The organism is Virgibacillus chiguensis (assembly GCF_900129865.1).
Taxonomy (GTDB): domain Bacteria; phylum Bacillota; class Bacilli; order Bacillales; family Amphibacillaceae; genus Virgibacillus; species Virgibacillus chiguensis.
In genome coordinates this window covers 34,156-51,102 of sequence record NZ_FQXD01000017.1, presented here as the reverse complement: position 1 = coordinate 51,102, position 16,947 = coordinate 34,156, and the positions used below count along the sequence as shown (strand labels likewise).

Below are 16,947 nucleotides of genomic sequence, written 5' to 3'. Positions count from 1 at the left end.
TAAATTTTTCTCACGTGACCACAAACGATTAGATTTAGCAAGTAAAAAGCTTGTGATCTCGGTCACCAATCCTTTCCAATTATAATCATGGTAAAAGATATGACACATTACATCCATAAAACTTAATAAAACCGGACTTGCTCCTCTTTGAAGTATGTATCCAAATCATTAGGAGCGTAAACGCCTTTATCTGTCACAATTCCGCTGATTCGAGATGGGCTTGTGATATCAAAGGATGGGTAGATAGCTTGAACTCCAGCCAAGGTATTAGGAATTCCTCGATATTCTAATACTTGCTTCGGGTCACGCTCTTCAATTACAATATCCGCCTTTGTTTGCTTATCGGTATCCGGAATCCCTGTCACATAATAAGGAACTTCATAATGCTGTCCGACAATAGCGATCTGATTGGTACCAATTTTATTCGCTATATGCCCATCTCTAGCAATGGAATCCGCAGCAGACGTAAACACATCAATCTGTTTGTATTCCATAGCATAAGCTACCATATTATCCGTAATTACTGTTGTTGGAAAGCCCAAATCAATGGCACAGCTAGACGTTAAACGAGCACCTTGCAAATATGGTCGAGTTTCCGCGCAAAAAATTTCTAAATCTTTATTTTCTGCTTTAGCAGCGCGTAGGAAAGTTCCCACTATTGTCTCCCCAAAACACTGCGTCAGAATCTTTCCATTATGTGGCATTAATCGAATTAAGTGTTTGCCTACTTTATCCATGATGGAATATCGACGATTTAAAGAATCTACCGTGGAGAGAAAAATTGCTTCAACAGGATCTTGCCCCTTTGCTAGCGCAGCTTTCCCTACTTCTAAACAACTACTCGTAATTTTCCCCATCCGATTGGCCGTAGTTGGGCGAGCATAAGCAATCGTATGAGCAGCTTTTTCTAAATAGGCTACTTGCTCCGCTTCTTTTTTACCGCGTGTTTCATACGCAGCTAATGCCATACCCATTCCAGCAGCTGTATAGGGACCAGCACTTTGGGTGACCATATCTGTAATAGCTTGGGCAACTTCTTGATGTGTCGTACATTCAACAAAACGAATCTCTGTCGGATAAATTCTCCGATCCAAAATGCGTACTTTGCCATTCTCATACCAAGCTACATTTTCATAAGTTAATAAAAACGGTAAATCATAATCCGCTCGTTGCATCTTTAAAATCCTCCTTATGCGATCGTTAAGCCATTATTTGGTGACATCGACGAACTAGCTCTTCCCCTGTTGTAATCTCATTCCGTTGTATAATTAATTCCATTCCCATTTTAAGTAATGCACGTTCCATAGCAATACGTTCTTCACCTAGTGGCGCCTCGGATACTTCTTTTACTTTGGAATCACCGATAACACGACGGATGATTTCCGTTCCTGCGTACCCTAAAGAATCAGCCATTACTTCAGCTAGATAAGTCGTTTTAAAAGATGTATTCTTATAAAGCGGAAGCGTCACTCTTTCGTCATAAACAGTTGCCATTTTTTCCTTCACTTTATCATACACATCACAAATCGTGTTTGCTAACCATACTTGAAATTTTCCGTCTCCATTGTAATAGTGAGCTCTTGCCAAAGGAAAGAATAAATTACCGATAACATTCCCAATATCGTAGCCCATCGGGCCATAAAAAGCGAACTCTGGATCAATCACTTTAACCCCTGCTTGATTAATAAAAATGGAGCCTGAATGCAAATCTCCATGCACTAACGCTTGGGCTTGATTCATATACTTGTTACGTAATTCGGCAACATGGCTAATAAGCACATCATTTTGATAAATATGATCTTTTACAAACTGTTCATTCGCTTCAATAATAATATTTTGATCTTTGTAGTTATAATAAGGCTCCGTAAAGACAAGGTCTTCACTAATATCACACATATCTATATTGGTGAAATTTTTAACAAGATCCTTTTTCTCATGACGATCCCAACATAAATCCGTAGTAGGTAAAAGTACACTTGCTAAAAATGTACTGATGTCTTCGGCAAAATTCGGGAAAATTTGTTCATTCATTAATTCATAGCGCAGATTTTTATAAGCAGATATATCTTCCATTGTTAATGTGCTCATCGCTTCATTATAATTGTAAATTTCAGGAATAAATGCTGGTACAAGCTCATATTGTATTTTTAATATATCTGCTTCAATCTTATTTCTTGAAATATCAAGCGGACGACCAGATGATCGAAGTAGCACATCCGCCTGCTTCACAACGACACGCTTACCTGATTTATTATCGACAACCTTAAACACATAATTGATATTACCATCACCAATTTCACTTACCTCTAGCTCTGCATCCATTGGGAATAGCTTTAATTCATCCGTCACAAACTGTTTCACGTCTTCATGTGCCATTAAAAAATGCTGTGTGAATTTGGACATTGTACTTTCCTCCTGTAATTTAATTAAATCTGTAAGGACTTACGTTTTCTTAATAAATATTTATATTCAAGCTCTTTGCATGTTATTTTTTCTAACAAATGTTACTATTATTATATAAGCTGTTCTTTTATAACTGAATATAAAAGGTTTCACGGAGAATACCGATCTTACCTTCCGCGTGTAAAATATTCAAGGTACGAAAGAATACTCATTTTTTGCTATCGTTCACGAGGAACTTCCCAAAGCTGATGATAGACAAGTTGGGCAACTGTCTTCTAGAAGAAGCTCCTACGTATATCGATTGTTATATAATTCACATGATTAATTAACCTTTACATCCTTCCCTTTTGGAAAGCCAATAGCAATAGATAGTAAACCGATCACTATCATTAGAATGGAGTACCAGTTATAAGGCATGATACTAACAGGCGACACTCCTGCCATACCGCCAATCACCAATAATTGTCCTGCATATGGTAATAAACCATTAAATGCGGCAGAAAATATATCTAACAAACTCGCTGTACGTGAACGTGAAATACCGAATTCATCCGAAATATCTTTCGCTAGTGGACCTGCAGCGATGATGGAAATCGTATTATTAGTAGTTGAAATATCCATTAAACTAACAAGGGCTGCAATGGAAAGTTCCCCACCTCGTGCTGTTTTCGTTTTTCTAGTAAGCGTATGAAGTAGCCAATCAATTCCTCCAAGATATTTCATTAATGCAACAAGCCCACCGACTAAAATAGCAATAATAGCCATATCTTCCATGCCTCTCATACCATCATGGGCAATCTTCATAAACTCAATAATTGTAAAATCTCCATGGAATAAACCAATAAACATACCTGCAAATATTCCTGTAACCATTACTGTAATAACTTGAACACCGACTAATGACAAAACGATAACTAGCACATATGGAATGATATTTATTAAGTTATAATCATAAGAGCCTGAAATCGAAACCGCATTAATCGGAACAAAAGCCAATAAAATCATATTAATAACTACTGCTGGTAAAACCATTAAAATATTTGCTCTAAATTTATCTTTCATAGATATTTCTTGTGTACGCGTTGCTGCAATTGTTGTGTCAGATATAAACGATAAATTATCACCAAACATGGCAGCACCAACAACAACACCACATACCAATGCTACATTACATCCTGTTTTATCAGCAATATCAATGGCTAATGGTGCCAAAGCCGCAACCGTCCCCATAGACGTTCCCATAGAGAAACTAAGTACACAACCAATAATAAACAAGCCTGGCAAAATTAAATTGGATGGTAGAACACTAAGACCTAAATTTGTTACGGAATCGACAGCATGCATGCCACTGGCTACACCATGAAATGCTCCAGCTAAAATAAAGATAACAACCATTAACATCAGTGTGTGGTCGCCGCCACCTTTACAAAACATTGTCACTCGCTCTTCAAACTTTGTCGGATTGTCTTTATTTGACATCATTAATGCAACACCTGAAGCAATTAATATACCAATCATCAATGGCATGTTTTCAAAGCTACCTGACACCAAACCGGTTAACATATATAAAGCCAAAAAGATAATTAACGGGACAAGCCCCATAAATCTCCCTTTATTGGAAGTTTTGTTTTTTTCTTCTGTTTTCTGCATTAGGATTTTGCTCCTTTTCTCTATGATAGTTAGAAAACAAAAATCTCCCCAAATCCTTACTCCTTTCTCCTGTATTCTTTATATGAAACTTTATGTATACGCTCCCAACGACTTAATAATAATAGAGCCAAAACAGATTGTCAATACTTTTCAAAGAAAATCAAAATTATTTTGTTTTGATATTTTGGGTTTTGTTGGCAAAAAGCTTGCGATTACGTTTTGAAATATTTACTTTTCGGTTTTTTTATGATAAAGTGCAAGTAGCAAATCGTAAAGGAAAGATTGTTTTGATGAAATATGATCGATTACAAGAAATTTTAAAACAACTCAATAATACCGGCAGTGTAAAAGTGACGGATTTGAGCAAAATGTTAAATGTAACAGAAGAAACAATCCGTAAAGATTTAGCAACCTTAGAGAAGGAAAAGAAGTTAAAGCGCGTGCGTGGTGGTGCTTATCAGCCCAAAACACTTGATAAAGAAGTGCCTGTCTTATTAAGAGAAACGATGTTAAAAGAAGAAAAGACAAATATGGCTGGTAAATGCTTGCAATTCATTGAAGACGGAGAGTCTATTGCTTTAGACAGCTCCACAACATCATTATCTATAGCAACACTTTTAAGTATGACAACATTAAAAATTACTGTGATATCTAATTCACTAGATATTGCCAACGTCTTAAAGGATCACAAGTCTATTAAACTAATTATTATTGGCGGCAACTTTAGGAATGTAACGCATTCCTTTATTGGTGTAAATGCCCAAAATGTTATTTCCCGATACTTAATTGATAAAGCGTTTATTAGTAGCTCTGGCATGAGCTTGCATATTGGTCCAACCGATTACAGCGAAGAAGAATCGCTAATTAGAAAACAATTCTTACAACAATCCGAGAAAAACTATTTAGTAGTGGATCATACAAAATTTGATTTTCGAACGATCCATTTAATTGATGACTTTTCCCACATCTCTACCATAATTACAGACCAAAAGCCATCGCCAGAGTGGATACATTTCTTTCAAAATAATAACATACAGTTGATTTATTAATTTGATTGATTCCTTTATGAATATACGTTTCCCAACAAAACATATATTTTAAAAGGAGTTTAAAAAATTATGCAAAATTTTAACTACTATAACCCAGCAAATATTTATTTCGGGAAAGGCGAAGAACGTCGTATTGGCGAGCTTATTGACGCAGAAAGTCACTCTAAGCATGTTCTCGTACTCTATAGTGGCGACTATATTTTTGATTTAGGTATTTATGATACCATTGAAACAAAGCTTCATACCAAAAATATAAAGATTTTCAAAAATGGAGATGTCGTTCCTAATCCTGAAATTAGCTTAATCCGCAAGTTGGTGACAATTGTAAAAGAGCAGGAAATTGACTTCATTTTAGCTGTCGGTGGCGGTAGCGTGATTGACACAGCAAAAGCTGTAGCCTTTGGTGCATTATACGACGGAGATGCCTGGGATTTCTTTATTGGTAAGGCTGAAGTAAAGCAAGCACTACCAATTGGCGTGATTTCTACTGTTGCCTCTTCTGGATCCGAAATGTCGAATGCAACCATTGTTTCTAACGCAGAACACAAGCTAGGTGTAGAAACAAACCTGATTATTCCCGCATTTTCTATTCTCAACCCAGAATTCACAGTAAAACTGCCAAGTTATCACACTGGTGTAGGTGTATCCGATATTTTAACACATCTTTTAGAACGTTATTTTACTAAAATAGAGCATGTACAATTAACTGATTTTCTTCTTGAAGGTGCAGTACAATCACTTTTAATTAGTGGGCAACAATTGATGGAACAACTAGAAGATTATGACTTAAGAGCAGAAGTCATGTGGACTGCCGTCATGGCGCATAACAATAGCTTAGAATTAGGTCGTGAACCTGACTGGGCCTCACATCGTATGGAGCATGAGCTTAGCGGGCAATATGGAATTGTTCATGGAGAAGGAATGGCCATCGTATTTCCTGCTTGGATGGAATATGTGAGTCAGTTCCATCCAAATATTTTTGTTAAGTACGGCGTTCGCGTATTTAACATTGATCCGTTCGCTCACTCGAAGGAAGAAATTATTCAATTAAGTATTGAAAAAACACGTAATTTCTTTACCCGTATGGGCATGAAGTCACACTTGAGTGAATTGGAAATTGACGATACACATTTTGAAGAAATGGCAAATCGTGCAACGAAAAATAACACCCAAGCCATTGGACACCTTAAGAAATTAAATGCTACAGATATAGTGGAGATATTGAAATTAGCTTTGTAATAAATAAGCTATATGTGATATACGTCAAGTAAACAAAGTCGCCTAGTTGCTGGGCGCTGGAACCGGACGTGGCTAAATAACTTAGTTAGTTTATCCACAGCTGCAAAATTTTATAGACCATAAAAAACCGTATGAAATCACAGTAAATAGGGACTTCATACGGTTTTATTTAAGATACTAGTCCAGTAAAAATAATTGTCGTAACAAATCTACATTCACATCAATATCTAAGTGGCATACGTAGCTAATCCAATCCATACCTGTGAGTTTTCCACTAATCAAAAAAACTGCTACATACAGCCCTAAGATGAGAAAGATAACCAAATAACAAATCAATACTTCTTTCCATTCTGACTGTTTATTTGCTTTCATTTTCTTTACTCCTTTCATGCTTGTTTATGACTAAAATCAGCATGAAAGGAAGCGAGGTAATTAGACCCGTATTTCATTACATCTATCGTTCGACTTGTATCCGTAGCATAAAGCACGCTACCGCTATCAAAACCTATAAAGGAATGCGGAGAAAGCACTTGCTTTTGGATTGGCGGTATTGGAATAGGTAGTAGCAAATCCTCTTTTGGCATAGCAGGCAATGAGAGTTGTACAGCATCATAGTCTTGCGCATGGATAGTCGACTTGCTAATCGTTTCATTCGATGGCAGACTACCGATTTGCTCTACTAATTGCACCGCTTGACTAAACAAGACAAACGTAAATAAAACAGACAAGAAAAAGATTTGCATGAAGCTACGTTTTCTATTCACCTTCTCCACCTCCTATACCATTTATAGAAATTGCCACGGACATCATTACTACTTAAACACAACACTATCATAACAGCTTTTGCTGGACATTCAACAGGTAGTTACACTCCAATATATGTCAGTTTTATGATTGCAATAAAACCCTTCTAATTGACAGCTCAGCCGAACTGCTTCAAGCGCTTCCTTGGTACCACATAGCATAGAAAAATGGCTATCCCAATGCGTCGTTATTAGCAGTTCATTGTAGTGCGTAAAAAAATTACTGTAATCATCCGATAGTTTGCTCTTGCTAATGAGATCAGATACAGCTTCTAGTTTACGCTCCGTCCCAAACTCATCACCACACCATATCCAAAAATACCCTAATTGCTGGACACTTTTTAAAAGGGGATTTATAAGTATCTCTGGTAGTCTACCTTCCCCCGGCGTAATAAGATTATATTGTTGACAAGTTTCATCAATTGCTAATGCAGTTTCTTCATCCATTTTTTCTTTTGTTAAAGCGAGGATCCTAGTTCGCAAGCCAATATCTAGTTGGTGCACAGTAGTTATTTTAGATAGGTGTAAAAACTCTTTCCATGTTCGTACTTCAAATTGATCGCTTAGATTATTTTTATTCCAAGTCGTGCGCACTGTTTCTTGCTCTGTATGCTTCTGCTTCATAAAAGGATGGAAAAAAATAAAAACTTCCTCATATACTCCATCATAAAACCGTTTAATGGGTATATCTTCTGGTGCACAAACGGCATAACGATGTGGTTCTGGTAATGTTTTTACCATATGATCACCTTCTTATACGGTCATTTTCCTTATCTACATATATTTATAGCTTTTAATTATACGCTCACTACCTAACACGTATAGTTCATTACGGATAGGACATTTAATTTTAGCAAATCTTTTTAAGACCATGAAACGAACTACTTGGTTGATCTTACATAAAGCAAGTGAAGCTTTCTTATCCTTAAAAAAGCAACCACCTACTTCTCCATTATTTCTTTGCTTTTTGCGCCCAATATGTAGCCAGTATAGGGCCGGATATATTATGCCAAAAACTAAAGATGGCGCTAGGAACTGCTGCAAGCGGACTAAAATGAGCAGCAGCTAATGCCGCACCTAAGCCTGAATTTTGCATGCCAACTTCAATAGAAACAGCTTTTCGATCCGTGTATGTTAGTCTAAATAACTTCGCAATAAAAAAACCAATTAAATAACCAAACCCATTATGCAAAATAACAACCGCAAGTATGAGCACGCCTGATTCAATGATCTTGTCTTTACTACTTGCAACAACAGCAGCCACGATTAAAACGATAGCAACTACAGAAACAAGTGGCATAATATCAACGCTTTTCTTTGCTTGTTCTTTTAAGAAAAGTTGGACAATTAACCCAAAAACGATAGGTATTAAGACAATCTTTACAACCGACATAAACATACTTGATGCGGATACCTGTAACCACTCTTGCGCTAGAAAATAGATAATGGCAGGTGTTAACAAAGGTGCAATCAACGTGGACACAGATGTGATGGCAACGGAAAGAGCTGTATTCCCTTTTGCTAAAAATGTCATGACATTAGAGGCTGTGCCTCCGGGACAAGCTCCAACTAAAATGATGCCAATGGAAATTTCTGGTGGTAAATTTAACCCTTTTGCTAAACCATAAGCAATAAGCGGCATGAACAAAAATTGCGAGACAACACCAATAGCTACACTTTTCGATTGGCGAGCGACTTCCCGAAAATCATGCACCGATAACGTCATCCCCATCCCAAACATGATAATTCCCAACAAAATCGATATGTAATTACCAATCCACAAAAATTGCTCTGGCAACAAGAAAGCTATTACCGCCACCAACAATACCCAAATAGCAAATGTTTTTCCGATAAAGTGACTGAATTTGATAAATGCTTGCATCTTCCTACCTCCTATTCCAAATATTCTACCACAAAGCGAATATTTAATTTAATAGGAATTTTACGTCAGCATCACTAAATTGGCAATTTCTAATTCCAGCTAAACCATCTGCCATGTCCATCTGTCTGGCCAATAATATGTTTATGTTCCTTCCCATTTATCACATAATCTAGATGAAGATTTGCATCCCATATATTGTTATACAAATGAAAAACGTCTCTATTTTCACCCACTTTTTGTATACTTGTTAGCAATTGTTGCTTTACCTCTTGCGGCATTTGATTTGCCACATGCGTATGAAAAATGCATAAGGACGCATTATGAGGTGCTTGCTTAGCAATTTCAAAAAGTAACTCCACCCCATCTCCCTCAATTAATTCTACTGAAAAGGCTTGTATCTGTTGCACAGCCTTTCTGAACAAATCTAATCTATGCTTATGTTCTGGCCAAATCAAAGCTTTTAACCACTTTACATTCTCAGGATTATTAACTTCACTCACATACAAATCAACGCCAACTCGCCATGCAACTGGTGGACTCTCTTTATACAGAACAGGCATCCCAGTCCCTTTCATCTCTGATGTTATGTGCACATAAGAATGAGGTGCTCCATAACGATCTGCTTTATTGTTATAAGAATAGCTGTACTTATCCCACAAGAGCTGAAGCCCGGCACTCGTGCCAATTTCTATCAGAGCGAGCGGCTTTTTAGACGTGTTTCTTTGCTGGTCAAGACGCAATCATTGTCGCCTTCTACTCCTGTGACACGAACTCATTTTCATATCATTGGTCCCGAGATGAAACGTATGCCGATGAAAAAAGTCGGTACTCCATTGAAAACAATATTTGTAAATAGAACATCTCCAAACGCATCTGACAGAACCTCTTAATATGTATAAAAAGTTCCCTCTCACTCCAATTGTTCGTTTGTAAATATAGCGTTAAATGATTGTAAAATATTCCGATTTCTATTGCAATGCAGACAAGCACAATATATCATTTTCAGTGAACTAACAGTTAGTTTATCTTTTAATTCACTAAAACAAAATGGAGGAGTAACTATGCGAAAATTATTGCTCATGTTTGGAATAGTTTCAACCCTTATATTCATCACCGCTTGCAGTGAAGAAGGAAAAGAAGCAACTGAAGCAAAATCAGATAAGAAATCGGAATTAGTCGTGTATACCAACCAAATTTCTGGTGATCGCGAGGAAGTAGCTAAAAGTTTAATAGAAGAGCAAAATTTCAATTTTGAAGTTGTATTTGTGCAAGCTGGTGGAGGAGAAATGAAAGACAGACTTATCGCTGAAAAAAACAATCCACTCGCAGATGTTGTTTTGGGAGGCTCGCCATTAGAGCATTTAGCTTTAGCAGAAAATAATATATTGGCACCATTTACTCCTACTTGGGCAGAAAATGTCGACCCCAGTTTAGTTGGATCAGAAAACAACTACTGGCCATGGGCAATCGATACGGTTCACTATACGTACAATAAAAATTTAGTTGGTGGGAATAATCAACCACCAGTACCGCAAGATTGGCCTGATTTAACAAAACCTGAATTTAAAGATCAATACTATATTTTCGAACCCTCTGGAACGACAGGTTCTGTTCTGTTCGCTTCTATGCTTGTAAGATATCAGGACAAAAATGGGGAGCATGGCGTATCAGAAGAAGGTTGGAAATTAGTAGAAGATATTTATGCAAATGCCGTAAATCCAGCTCCGCAAGATTGGCAAGAAGCACTGAAGGAAGACGTCACGGGAGGCTTCATTTGGGGAGGCGGCGTGATTTCCGTAGCTCGTGACAAAAATATCGAACTAGATATTATGGAACCTTCTGTAGGTACACCGTTTTTACCTGCTCTTGTAGGAAAGATTCATACTGGTAACGAGGAGAAAATGGAAAACGCAGAAGAATTTATTAACTGGTGGGGTTCTGCCGATGTCCAAGCAACTTGGGGAGAAAAAACTGGACAAGCCCCAGCAAATAAAGAAGCACTAGAGAAAATTGGTGGAGAGATACAAGCATTGCTTGATCGTTTAGAAACACAAGAACTTGACTGGAATTATATCTATGAACATATGGATGCATGGCGTGAAAAAATGGCACTTGAATATGCACAGTAAACTAATATGAAAGTAATGAAGAGGGATATCCTTCCATCCCCCACTGCTTGCTAGCATTATAAAGTTACACTAAAAGCCTTTACCCAATTTTAATTTTAGGTCTATTTTTTCTATCTGCATATACGACAACTTATATTCGGAATAATGAATGACAGGTTGTCTGATAATAAACACCTGTCATTCCACCAATGGAGGATTATGAATGATTGAATTACAAGGTATCGAAATTACCTATGATGATTTTATTGCCATGAATGAACTTAACATCACGATCAATGAAGGCGAATTTTTTACGCTGTTAGGTCCTTCTGGATGTGGAAAAACCAGTTTACTTCGAACCATTACAGGGTTTGTTTCCCCGTCTAAAGGACGAATTATTATTGATGGTAAAGATGTGACGGACGAATCCGTAGAAAAAAGAGGCGTTGGCATCGTTTTTCAATCATACGCGATTTTTCCAACGATGAACGTATTTGAAAATATTGCTTTCGGGTTACGAGTAAAGCGATTATCAAAAAAAGCAATAAAAGAGAAAGTATTGGAAATTGCTCAGATGGTTGATTTAAGCGAAGAGCATTTACAACGAAATGCCTCCGAACTATCTGGCGGACAGCAACAGCGGGTTGCCATCGCCCGCGCATTAGTACTTCAACCAAAAATATTATGCTTAGATGAACCTCTCTCCAATTTGGATGCAAAACTACGAAACCAATTGAGAGTAGAGTTAAAAAGACTGCAAAAGCAATTTGGGATTACAACTGTCTATGTCACCCATGACCAGGAAGAAGCATTAACAATGTCTGATAAAATTGCTGTCTTCAACAATGGAAAACTGGAACAACTGGGCACGCCAAACGATGTATTTAACAACCCAACATCGGATTTTGTAGCAACATTTATAGGTGATAGCAACGTCTTTGAAACAAAAGAACTGGCTACTTTTTTAAACGCTAAGAACCTTTCTCGTCCAAGCGGCAAAAGCTACCTTCGTCTAAATCATGTGCACACAAAGCCTATCAAAGAAGCAATCGAACTGGAAGGTGTCGTAACAAACGTGGAATATTTTGGGCTTTATAGCAAATATACGTTCAAAACCGTTTCTGGACTGACACTTCGCAATGTCGAGGTAGACCTTTCTAACCAAATGAATATTGGCGATAACGTAACATTATATCTAAAGCAACGTGATTTCATCCATTTGTAGGGAGGCGATGATAGACATGAAACAACTTATAAACGTAAAACAATGGAAGAAAAATAGTATGCGTCTACTAATCGGCGCCTTTCTACTGTGGTTTGTCATTGCCTTTCTCATATATCCAAACTTCAACATCATTCTAGCAAGCTTTCGAACAGAATCAGGATTTTCCTTTACTATTGTTCGTAAGCTATTCGAGTCGCCCATTGCCATGGATGGGTTAAAAAACAGCTTCATCTTAGCTATATCCTTAGCAATTACCACGAATATTGTCGGGATCTTTATTGTACTTGTTTCTGAGTACTTTGAAATAAAAGGAGCTAAACTATTAAAAATTGGATATATGACAACATTTATTTATGGCGGAATCATATTGGTTTCAGGCTACTCGATGATTTACGGCGAAAACGGAATTGTGACAAAGACACTTGCTTCATTTTTCCCTAATTTTAATGTGCAATGGTTTGGAGGGTTTTGGGCTGTTCTGTTTGTAATGACAGTATCTACGACAACCTCACATATGATGTTCTTAGGAAATGCGATTAAATCCATTGACAACTACACGATTGAAGCCGCTAAAAACATGGGTGCTTCGTCATTTTACATTATAAGAAGAATTGTTTTACCTGTCGTGTTGCCTACCATTTTTGCCATTACTATTTTGCAATTCTTGGGCGGGCTAAGTGCATTTGCCGCTCCCTTAATTATTGGCGGAAAAGACTTTCAAACCATTGCCCCATTAATTTTAGAATTAAATAAAATCCCTGGGTCACAAGGGTTGGCACTTATGCTTTCGTTAGTACTCGGACTGACAACAATTTTGCTATTAATCTTATTCACGAAACTCGAAAAAGGTGGAACTTTTTTCTCTATATCAAAAACAAAAGCAGTATATGTCAAACAGAAGATTAATCATAAATCACTTCATATCTTTGTTCATGCTATAGCTTACCTACTATTTATTATTTATGTCATGCCAGTGGTTTTAATCATTGCATTCTCTTTTACCAATTCTGCTGCCATCCATGAAGTAAAATTAAGCTTTTCCGCATTTACTCTAGATAACTATCTAACAGTATTTCATGATATAGAAAAGATTACCCCGTTTTTTAATAGTGCTAATTTTTCTATCCAAGCAGCAATTGCAGTTACAATAATTGTTTTGTTAGGTGTAGGCATAAGAAGAAAGCATGACAATCTTTTTACCCAGTTTATTGAATATGCATTTTTAATACCATGGATGCTACCATCTACGTTAATCGCAATTGGATTTTTAACCACTTATGATGAGCCGAAATTAATTATTGGAAACAAGGTGTTAATCGGTACAACCGAAATATTAGTGCTAGCGTATATCATTATTCTCATTCCGATTACTTCTAGACTATTACGAGCTTCCTATCAATCTGTGGATCAGGATTATGAGCGGGCTGCAAAATCACTCGGCGCGAGTTCATTTTACACGTTTCGTCGAATCGTATTACCTATGCTCCTGCCAACGGTTCTCGCATTAATTGTCTTAAATTTCAACTCACTACTATCGGACTATAACATCGCAGCATTTTTATCGCATCCTTTAAAGGAGCCGCTCGGGTTATTGATCCGGAGATATACATCTGTGGAAGCGACTGGCGATACACAAGCATTAATTTATGTCTTCTCGACAATTTTGATGGCGATTGCCGCCATCACCGTTTCAATCGTTTATGGCTGGTTATTAAAAGAAAAGAAGAAATAAGGGAGGATTTGCAAAATGAAATACACCACTATCTTAAACAAACTATTGGAAAAAAATGATCGTTTAATTGCTTGTCACCAAGGGTCGGCAGGAGGGAATATTTCCTACAACACATATCGTTCCATGCTGAATGCCATTCGTCAAGGTGCTCATATTGTAGAATTTGATATTAGTCGATCAAAAGACGGTATCTTTTATATTTTTCACGAGCATGAAGAGCCCATTCGCTTGAATCAACAAGAAAAATTTCGCGAATTTACCTCTGAGGCATTAAGTCATATGCCTTTACTGAATATGAATATGCAGGCTGTCGATTCCCCACCAACAGTGAAACAATTTATGGCGGCTATGAAAAAGCATCCCCATACATTATTACATGTTGATCATGCCAAGAAATGGGGAAAAGAGCTTTTGGAGCATTTCGATCAATTTGAAGATCAGCGAGAATCGATTATAATTAAAACAGATGTCGAAGCAACCGATTATTTGGAAGTATTAGCACAGCACGATGTAAAATATATGACACTGCCAAAGGTCTGGAGCGAAACTGACTTTGAAACCATTATGTCGTATCGTGATCGCATTAATATCATTGGATTTGAAATGATCTTTGATGATCCGCAAGCAGCTTATGTATCAAAGGAAACTATACAGACGCTTCGAGAAATGGGCTATCACACTATGATAAACGCCATTGTTCTTTGGAATGATCGCCCATCACTTTGCGGTGGGTTTGACGACGATATTTCTTTGTTGGAAGACCCTGATTTAGGGTGGGGAAAGCTATTAGAAATGGGCTTTGATATTATTCAGACAGATTGGCCACTACCATTAAAAGTATATCTTGAGCAAAAAGGAGTTAATCTCGTCTATGAGCCTTAAACCTATATCGCCACGATATGAATTTGCAATCAACTTAATCGACTCTTGCAAACTTCTATTAGAGCAACATTCCATTGAAAATATAGAAGAAAAAGAACACGATAAAGATTTAGTTACCAATCTAGATAAAATACTTAATGCGCATATTGTTCATGAAATTAGCAACAGATTTAAGGATAGCATAGTCGGTGAGGAACAATCAAAATCAGGAAACAAACAAAACAGCTGGTACATTGATCCTATTGATGGAACGACAAACTTCATTTATCGTCATCGTGAATTTGCTATATCCATCGCCTTTGAAGGAAATGAAGAAAAATTCGGACTTGTTTTTGATGTAAAGGAAGACACACTATATCACGCTCATTCCAACTCGGGAGCTTTTATTAATGGTCAACCTTTTACCCGACCAAAAACAGCAGCATATGGAATTATCCATATTACCCCAAGCTATCTAAAGGAAGCAAAATATGAAGCGTTTGCCAATCGCTTTAAAGGTGTTCGTTACCTAGAAGTTTGTGCTATCGAAATCATTCGAGTAGCAATTGGAGAAGCAAGCTGTTTTTATAGAAAAGATCAACAAGCATGGGATTATAAAGCTGCTGTTATCTTCGCAGAAATGGTCGGCTTACCTGTAGAAGTAACAGAAAATCAAACCGTTCTAATAGGTACAAAATGGAACGAGTTACTTGAAGAAATTAACAAACACGAAGGGAAAAGTGTTTCGGGGCGTTTATAAAAAGTAACGAGTTTAGACCATGCTCACTAAGACTAATACAGCGCTACTTATCAACCGAAATGAATATAGTGACTTATCGTCAAGCTTTCATGGATAGTTAATAAAACCTATTGGAACGAAATGATCATGTAAGGTGCTGGAATCGCCAGCTGGCGTGTCATAGCACCTTACATTCTGTTTCATAATAAGCCAAAAATTGGAGGTGCTTTTATGGTGAAGTTGGAGGACGTCGCCAGAAAAGCTGGTATTTCTAAAACAACTGTCTCACGCGTATTAAATAACGACAAAACCATTACAGTGACGGATGAAACGAGAGAGAAAATACTGGCGGCCGTTGAAGAATTAGGATATAAGCCCTTACGTAAAAAAAGGACAAAACCAAAGCAATACCATGTGGCAATGATTCATAACAATGAAGCATTTAAAAGCACTGTAGATAGAGCCTTCTACTTTTCTATTCGTAATGGACTAGAGCATATGGCGCTGAAGAAGAATGTGACCATTGTCAGTTTACCACTGGATCATTTAACAACGATCTCTACTACGAATACGACTTTTGATGGCGCCATTATTCTCGGAAACCTTTCCAAAGATGAACATGATTTTATTCGTGAGTATATTCATTCGCAACATGTAGTTGTTATTGGTCTTGCAAATCCTTATGCCGATCAATATGACCATATTTCATTTAATACAAGACAAGCTGTGTATAAGGTACTGAACTATTTAAGAGAACTTGGTCATGAACAAATTGGCTGCTTAGGTGCCGAAGAATCATCTGATCTATTAAACACTGATTCACGTAAATGGCATTTCACCGAGTATATGAAAGCACTAGATCTATATCATGAAGATTGGGTTATTTTTGGAGACAAAGGAATAGAAGCGGGGCAAGAAATCGCTAAAAAATTACTAGAACTTGAGGAAATACCAACGGCTTTGTTTGTTGCTAACGATCCAACGGCAATTGGTGTAGTGCAAGCATTGCAAGATGCAGGGCTAAAGGTTCCAGAAGATATGTCGGTCATTGGATTTAATGGTGACTATACAACGGAATACATTTACCCCCCATTGTCTACATTAAAAGTAAATACAAATGAAATGGGGCAAGAAGCAATGATCACTGTTCTAGAACGGATCAAAGGATACAGGAAACTAGCTAAAAAAGTAGAAATAGCAACTCATATTATTGAACGGAAAAGCTGTGCTCCAATGAAAAAATGATATGTAATATC

Annotated in this window: 16 protein-coding genes; 8 read left to right on the top strand and 8 right to left on the bottom strand. The window is 37.2% G+C overall.

The genetic code is table 11. The annotated features are described in order from the left end of the window. Positions 1–122 precede the first annotated feature (122 nt). The 3 genes from BUB45_RS16070 to BUB45_RS16060 all read right to left on the bottom strand — a co-directional run bounded on the left by BUB45_RS16070 (position 123) and on the right by BUB45_RS16060 (position 4,053). Positions 123–1,175: a s-methyl-5-thioribose-1-phosphate isomerase gene (locus BUB45_RS16070; RefSeq protein ID WP_073012043.1), complete on the bottom strand. Its 1,053-nt coding sequence runs from the start codon at positions 1,173–1,175 to the stop codon at positions 123–125. 25 nt (positions 1,176–1,200) lie between these two features. Further along, positions 1,201–2,403: an S-methyl-5-thioribose kinase gene (gene mtnK / locus BUB45_RS16065; RefSeq protein WP_073012040.1), complete on the bottom strand. Its 1,203-nt coding sequence runs from the start codon at positions 2,401–2,403 to the stop codon at positions 1,201–1,203. A gap of 321 nt (positions 2,404–2,724) precedes the next feature. Further along, positions 2,725–4,053, bottom strand: coding sequence for a Na+/H+ antiporter NhaC family protein (locus BUB45_RS16060; protein ID WP_073012037.1), 1,329 nt, complete (start codon positions 4,051–4,053; stop codon positions 2,725–2,727). Between the two features lie 194 nt (positions 4,054–4,247). On the opposite strand from BUB45_RS16060, the gene BUB45_RS16055 reads away from it, so the two are divergent. Both BUB45_RS16055 and BUB45_RS16050 read left to right on the top strand, forming a co-directional pair. Beyond that, positions 4,248–5,102, top strand: a complete 855-nt coding sequence (locus BUB45_RS16055; RefSeq protein WP_139300186.1) for a DeoR/GlpR family DNA-binding transcription regulator — start codon at positions 4,248–4,250, stop codon at positions 5,100–5,102. A gap of 69 nt (positions 5,103–5,171) precedes the next feature. Then, positions 5,172–6,341 carry an iron-containing alcohol dehydrogenase gene (locus tag BUB45_RS16050; RefSeq protein WP_073012035.1) on the top strand — a complete coding sequence of 390 codons (1,170 nt, stop codon included), beginning with the start codon at positions 5,172–5,174 and terminating at the stop codon, positions 6,339–6,341. A gap of 177 nt (positions 6,342–6,518) precedes the next feature. Here BUB45_RS16050 and BUB45_RS16045 read toward each other — a convergent pair whose 3' ends face one another. From BUB45_RS16045 to BUB45_RS16025, 5 genes are all read right to left on the bottom strand, one after another. After that, on the bottom strand, positions 6,519–6,731 hold the full coding sequence (locus BUB45_RS16045; protein ID WP_212590783.1) for a hypothetical protein: 213 nt from the start codon (positions 6,729–6,731) through the stop codon (positions 6,519–6,521). Next, the gene (locus BUB45_RS16040) at positions 6,728–7,105 is read right to left on the bottom strand and encodes a hypothetical protein (protein WP_073012031.1); all 378 of its coding nucleotides are present in this window, start codon (positions 7,103–7,105) and stop codon (positions 6,728–6,730) included. Before BUB45_RS16040 ends, BUB45_RS16045 begins: the two co-directional genes overlap by 4 nt. A 90-nt stretch (positions 7,106–7,195) precedes the next feature. Continuing rightward, a complete protein-coding gene (locus BUB45_RS16035) occupies positions 7,196–7,885 on the bottom strand; it encodes a DUF2711 family protein (protein ID WP_073012029.1) in 690 nt (229 codons plus the stop codon). A 211-nt stretch (positions 7,886–8,096) separates the two neighbouring features. Further along, a complete protein-coding gene (locus tag BUB45_RS16030; protein WP_073012026.1) occupies positions 8,097–9,026 on the bottom strand; it encodes a bile acid:sodium symporter family protein in 930 nt (309 codons plus the stop codon). Positions 9,027–9,115: 89 nt separating this feature from the next. Beyond that, on the bottom strand, positions 9,116–9,766 hold the full coding sequence (locus BUB45_RS16025; protein WP_073012023.1) for a DUF2332 domain-containing protein: 651 nt from the start codon (positions 9,764–9,766) through the stop codon (positions 9,116–9,118). A gap of 321 nt (positions 9,767–10,087) precedes the next feature. On the opposite strand from BUB45_RS16025, the gene BUB45_RS16020 reads away from it, so the two are divergent. From BUB45_RS16020 to BUB45_RS15995, 6 genes are all read left to right on the top strand, one after another. After that, positions 10,088–11,155, top strand: coding sequence for an extracellular solute-binding protein (locus tag BUB45_RS16020; RefSeq protein WP_073012020.1), 1,068 nt, complete (start codon positions 10,088–10,090; stop codon positions 11,153–11,155). A gap of 202 nt (positions 11,156–11,357) precedes the next feature. Continuing rightward, positions 11,358–12,359, top strand: a complete 1,002-nt coding sequence (locus tag BUB45_RS16015; protein ID WP_073012017.1) for an ABC transporter ATP-binding protein — start codon at positions 11,358–11,360, stop codon at positions 12,357–12,359. A gap of 16 nt (positions 12,360–12,375) precedes the next feature. Further along, positions 12,376–14,091 carry an ABC transporter permease gene (locus BUB45_RS16010; RefSeq protein ID WP_121641220.1) on the top strand — a complete coding sequence of 572 codons (1,716 nt, stop codon included), beginning with the start codon at positions 12,376–12,378 and terminating at the stop codon, positions 14,089–14,091. A 15-nt stretch (positions 14,092–14,106) separates the two neighbouring features. After that, positions 14,107–14,973, top strand: a complete 867-nt coding sequence (locus BUB45_RS16005) for a glycerophosphodiester phosphodiesterase family protein (RefSeq protein WP_073012015.1) — start codon at positions 14,107–14,109, stop codon at positions 14,971–14,973. Further along, a complete protein-coding gene (locus BUB45_RS16000) occupies positions 14,963–15,712 on the top strand; it encodes an inositol monophosphatase family protein (RefSeq protein WP_073012012.1) in 750 nt (249 codons plus the stop codon). The genes BUB45_RS16005 and BUB45_RS16000 overlap by 11 nt, the downstream gene beginning before the upstream one ends. A 210-nt stretch (positions 15,713–15,922) precedes the next feature. After that, complete coding sequence (locus BUB45_RS15995; RefSeq protein WP_073012009.1) at positions 15,923–16,936, top strand: LacI family DNA-binding transcriptional regulator; 1,014 nt, start codon at positions 15,923–15,925, stop codon at positions 16,934–16,936. Positions 16,937–16,947: the final 11 nt, after the last annotated feature.

Coding starts and splice junctions, on each gene's coding strand:
- BUB45_RS16010 (WP_121641220.1), top strand. CDS start 12,376: ATGAAACAACTTATAAACGTAAAACAATGGAAGAAAAATAGTATGCGT.
- BUB45_RS16070 (WP_073012043.1), bottom strand. CDS start 1,175: ATGCAACGAGCGGATTATGATTTACCGTTTTTATTAACTTATGAAAAT.
- BUB45_RS16020 (WP_073012020.1), top strand. CDS start 10,088: ATGCGAAAATTATTGCTCATGTTTGGAATAGTTTCAACCCTTATATTC.
- BUB45_RS16000 (WP_073012012.1), top strand. CDS start 14,963: ATGAGCCTTAAACCTATATCGCCACGATATGAATTTGCAATCAACTTA.
- BUB45_RS16045 (WP_212590783.1), bottom strand. CDS start 6,731: ATGAAAGGAGTAAAGAAAATGAAAGCAAATAAACAGTCAGAATGGAAA.
- BUB45_RS16035 (WP_073012029.1), bottom strand. CDS start 7,885: ATGGTAAAAACATTACCAGAACCACATCGTTATGCCGTTTGTGCACCA.
- BUB45_RS16015 (WP_073012017.1), top strand. CDS start 11,358: ATGATTGAATTACAAGGTATCGAAATTACCTATGATGATTTTATTGCC.
- BUB45_RS16050 (WP_073012035.1), top strand. CDS start 5,172: ATGCAAAATTTTAACTACTATAACCCAGCAAATATTTATTTCGGGAAA.
- BUB45_RS15995 (WP_073012009.1), top strand. CDS start 15,923: ATGGTGAAGTTGGAGGACGTCGCCAGAAAAGCTGGTATTTCTAAAACA.
- BUB45_RS16005 (WP_073012015.1), top strand. CDS start 14,107: ATGAAATACACCACTATCTTAAACAAACTATTGGAAAAAAATGATCGT.
- BUB45_RS16030 (WP_073012026.1), bottom strand. CDS start 9,026: ATGCAAGCATTTATCAAATTCAGTCACTTTATCGGAAAAACATTTGCT.
- mtnK (WP_073012040.1), bottom strand. CDS start 2,403: ATGTCCAAATTCACACAGCATTTTTTAATGGCACATGAAGACGTGAAA.
- BUB45_RS16060 (WP_073012037.1), bottom strand. CDS start 4,053: ATGCAGAAAACAGAAGAAAAAAACAAAACTTCCAATAAAGGGAGATTT.